The sequence below is a fragment of the Streptomyces sp. NPDC054840 genome, from assembly GCF_053611065.1.
The window spans coordinates 1-4,314 of sequence record NZ_JBSGZP010000620.1 but is presented as its reverse complement, the minus strand read 5'-3'; the positions used below and the strand labels follow the sequence as shown (position 1 = coordinate 4,314).

Sequence of the window (4,314 nt, the reverse complement as noted above, 5' to 3'; positions counted from 1 at the left end):
CGGCTCGTACTGGACGTACTTGCGCGGTCCGACAACGCGGCGAGGTGCCGTGCCGGGCGTCGTGACCCGGTGAACCTTTCCGGTCACAGCACTAGACCTTCACGTCGTCGCGCGTGCAGACCTCTTCGGCCGCGAGCGCCGCTCTGGCCCGGCGCCGGGCGAGGGGGGCGGACAGGGCCGTCATCGCCATGAAGACGGCGATCGCGAGCAGCACGATCGTCGCGCCCGAGGGCACGTCCATGTAGTAGGTGGCCGCCGTGCCGGTCAGCGAGACGGTCAGGCTGATGGCCATGGCCAGGCCCAGTGTGGTGGCGAAGCTGCGGGTGAGCCGCTGGGCCGCCGCGACCGGGATCACCAGCATCGCGCTGACCAGCAGCAGGCCGACGATGCGCATGGCGACGGTGACGGTGACCGCCGCGGTGACCGCGATCAGCAGGTTCAGCGTGCGCACGGGCAGGCCGGTGACACGGGCGAACTCCTCGTCCTGGCAGACGGCGAAGAGCTGGCGGCGCAGGCCGATGGCGACGGCGAGGACGAACGCGGCGAGGACCGCCATCGCGGCGACGTCCTCGGTGGCGACCGTGGTGATCGAGCCGAACATGGAGCCCAGGAGACTGGCCGTCTGACCACCCCCGAGGTTGATGATCATGACGCCGCCGGCGAGGCCGCCGTAGAAGAGCATGGCGAGGGCGACGTCCCCACTGGTCCTGCCGCGGGCGCGGATCAGCTCCATGCCGACGGCGCCCAGGACGGAGACGAGGGTGGCCATCCAGACCGGGCTGGTGTGGAGCACGAGCCCGAGGGCGACGCCGGTCATGGCGACGTGGCCGAGACCGTCGCCCATGAGCGCCTGGCGGCGCTGGACGAGGTACGTGCCGATGGCGGGGGCCGTGATGCCGACCAGGGCGGCCGCGATCAGCGCGCGCTGCATGAAGGCGTAGTCGAGGATGTCCATCAGCTCAGCAGTCCCGTCCGCAGGGGCTCGGCGTCGTGCGCCGCGTGGGGGTGTACGTGGTCGTGGCCGGGCAGGGCGTGCTGTCCCACGGCCTCGGGCGGCGGACCGTCGTGGACCACGCACCCGTCGCGCAGGACGACTGCCCGGTCGATGAGAGGCTCCAGCGGGCCCAGCTCGTGCAGGACGAGCAGCACGGTGACACCGGCGGCCACCTGCTCGCGCAGGGCGCTCGCGAGGACCTCCTGGTTGGCCAGGTCCACGCCCGCCATCGGCTCGTCCATGATCAGGAGTTCGGGTTCCACGGAGAGGGCCCGGGCGATGAGGACGCGCTGGTGCTGGCCGCCGGAGAGGGCGTCGACCGAGACGTCGGCGTGCGACTCCATGTCGACGAGGGCCAGGGCGCGCTGGACGGCGGCCCTGTCGGCCTTGCGCAGGAGGCCGAAGCGGGAGCGGGCCAGCCGCCCGGAGGAGACGACCTCGCGGACGGTGGCGGGGACCCCGCCCGCGGCGGTGGTGCGCTGCGGGACGTATCCGATGCGCGCCCAGTCCCGGAAGCGCTTGAATTCCGTCCCGAAGAGGGACAGCTCGCCCGCGGTGAGGGGGACTTGGCCGACCACGGCGCGGACGGCCGTGGACTTGCCGGAGCCGTTGGCCCCGAGCAGGGCGACGACCTCACCGCGGCGGACGGTGAGGTCGATCCCGCGCAGCACGGGGCGCGAGCCGAGCGAGGCCGCGGCGCCGCGCAGGGATATGACGGGCCGGTCGTCGGCCTGTCGGGGCGTGGACTCCATGACTCGCGCCTCCGTTGCTGCTTCTGCCATCACTTGCTACCGAGGGCCTTCTGGAGGTTCTGCAGGTTGGACCGCATCACCGCGAAGTAGTCAGCGCCCTGGGACTCGTCGGTGATTCCCTCGAGCGGGTCCAGGACGTCGGTCTTCAGACCGGTGTCCGCCGCGAGGGTCTTGGCCGTCTTGTCGCCGGCCAGGGTCTCGAAGAACACCGTGGTGGCATTCTCCTTCTTCGCGATCTCCTGGATCTCCTTGACGCGGGCGGGGCTCGGCTCCGACTCGGGGTCGAGGCCGGCGATGCCCTCCTGGTCCAGGCCGTAGCGCTCGGCGAGGTAGCCGAAGGCGGAGTGGGTGGTGATGAAGGTCTTGGTGGCCGTGTTCTTCAGGCCGTCCTTGAACTCGGTGTCGAGTCCGGTCAGCTTCCCGACCAGCTCGTCGGTGTTCTTCTTGAAGTCGGCGGCGTGGGCGGGGTCGGCCTTCTCCAGGGCCGCGCCGACGCCCTTGGCGACCTCCGCGTACTTGGCGGGATCGAGCCAGACGTGCGGGTCCGCGCCGGCCTCGCCTCCGTGGGCGTCGTGGTGGCCCTCCTCGCCCTCGGCCCCGGCCGCGCCCTCGTGGTCGTGGCCGGAAGCGTGGGCCTCCAGCTCGGTGAGGGCGCCGGCGTCGACGACGTTCTTCGCGCCGGACTGGGCGACGGCCTTGTCGACGGCGGGCTGCAGGGTCTTGAGGTAGAGGACCACGTCGGCCTCGCCCAGCTGGGCGGTCTGCTTGGGCGTGATCTCCAGGTCGTGCGGTTCCACACCCGGCTTGGTGAGGGTGGTGACCTTCACGTGGTCCTTGCCGATCTGCTCGGCCAGGAACTGCATCGGGTAGAACGACGCCGTCACGTCGAGCTTGCCGTCCGCGCTGCCGCTCGCGGAGGCTCCGGAGCAGGCGCTGAGGGCGGTGGCGCCGAGGGCGACGGCTCCGGCGAGGGCGGCGGTGGGTATGAGGCGGCGTACGTTCATGACATCCATTTTCATCAAAGATGGAAACGGTTGTCAAAAACGCAGGTGGGAGGCCTGGGTGGGCGGGCCTGCAAGGGGAACCGATTTGAAAGCGGGGGTGCGGGCGCCGGTAATCTAAAGGCTTCGCCGTTCGTCCTCGTAATGAAGAGAGCACCGTGGCCGCCGACAAGATCGACACCATCGTCAGCCTGAGCAAGCGCCGTGGCTTCGTTTTCCCGTGCAGTGAGATCTACGGCGGCTCCAAGGCCGCCTGGGACTACGGCCCGCTCGGTGTCGAGCTCAAGGAGAACATCAAGCGCCAGTGGTGGAAGGCGATGGTCACCGGGCGTGAGGACATCGTCGGTATCGACTCCTCCGTGATCCTGGCCCCCGAGGTGTGGGTGGCCTCCGGCCACGTCGCCACTTTCTCGGACCCGCTGACCGAGTGCACCTCCTGCCACAAGCGCCACCGCGCGGACCACCTTGAAGAGGCGTACGAGGCCAAGCACGGCCGCGTGCCCGCCAATGGTCTCGCCGACATCAACTGCCCCAACTGTGGCGTGAAGGGCCAGTTCACCGAGCCCAAGCAGTTCTCCGGCATGCTGGAGACCCACCTTGGCCCGACCCAGGACACCGGCTCGAAGGCCTACCTGCGCCCCGAGACCGCCCAGGGCATCTTCACCAACTTCGAGAAGGTGCTGACCTCTTCGCGCAAGAAGCCGCCGTTCGGCATCGCGCAGATGGGCAAGTCCTTCCGGAACGAGATCACTCCGGGCAACTTCATCTTCCGCACGCGCGAGTTCGAGCAGATGGAGATGGAGTTCTTCGTCAAGCCGGGCGAGGACGAGCAGTGGCAGGAGTACTGGATGCAGGAGCGGTGGAACTGGTACCGCGACCTCGGCATCCGCGAGGAGAACATCCGCTGGTACGACCACCCGAAGGAGAAGCTGTCCCACTACTCGAAGCGCACCGCCGACATCGAGTACCGCTTCAACTTCGGTGGCAACGAGTTCTCCGAGCTGGAGGGTGTGGCCAACCGCACCGACTTCGACCTCAAGGCCCACTCGGCCGCCTCGGGCGGGAACCTGACGTACCACGACCAGGAGTCGGGTGAGCGCTACTTCCCGTACGTCATCGAGCCGGCCGCCGGCGTGAACCGCGCGATGCTCGCCTTCATGCTCGACGCGTACGTCGAGGACGAGGCCCCGAACGCCAAGGGCGTCATGGAGAAGCGCACCGTGATGCGCCTCGACCCGCGCCTGGCCCCGATCAAGGTCGCCGTCCTGCCGCTGTCCCGCAACGCGCAGCTGTCGCCGAAGGCCAAGGGCCTCGCCGCCGACCTGCGCAAGTTCTGGAACATCGAGTTCGACGACGCGGGCGCCATCGGCCGCCGCTACCGCCGCCAGGACGAGATCGGTACGCCGTTCTGCGTCACCGTCGACTTCGACACCCTGGACGACAACGCGGTGACCGTGCGCGAGCGCGACACGATGAAGCAGGAGCGCGTCTCCCTGGACCAGATCCAGACCTACCTCGGCAGCCGTCTGCTCGGCTGCTAGGTCCTGCCGTATGAAGACCGGTGGCC

General features: G+C 69.3%; 4 protein-coding genes. 1 reads left to right on the top strand and 3 read right to left on the bottom strand.

The features are described 5' to 3' along the window. Positions 1-91: 91 nt before the first annotated feature. Genes ACWGIU_RS30890 through ACWGIU_RS30880 form a run of 3 tightly spaced genes read right to left on the bottom strand, consistent with a single transcriptional unit; the run spans position 92 to position 2,750 of the window. Entirely contained in the window at positions 92-955 is an 864-nt protein-coding gene (locus ACWGIU_RS30890) for a metal ABC transporter permease (protein WP_453711342.1), read from the bottom strand. After that, positions 955-1,746 (bottom strand): metal ABC transporter ATP-binding protein, encoded by a 792-nt coding sequence (locus tag ACWGIU_RS30885; RefSeq protein ID WP_453711340.1) that lies wholly within the window; start codon positions 1,744-1,746, stop codon positions 955-957. The genes ACWGIU_RS30890 and ACWGIU_RS30885 overlap by 1 nt, the downstream gene beginning before the upstream one ends. A gap of 29 nt (positions 1,747-1,775) precedes the next feature. Then, positions 1,776-2,750, bottom strand: coding sequence for a metal ABC transporter substrate-binding protein (locus ACWGIU_RS30880; protein WP_453711338.1), 975 nt, complete (start codon positions 2,748-2,750; stop codon positions 1,776-1,778). Between the two features lie 155 nt (positions 2,751-2,905). Between ACWGIU_RS30880 and ACWGIU_RS30875 the strand changes: the two genes are divergently transcribed. Further along, on the top strand, positions 2,906-4,288 hold the full coding sequence (locus tag ACWGIU_RS30875; protein WP_453711336.1) for a glycine--tRNA ligase: 1,383 nt from the start codon (positions 2,906-2,908) through the stop codon (positions 4,286-4,288). Positions 4,289-4,314 lie beyond the last annotated feature (26 nt).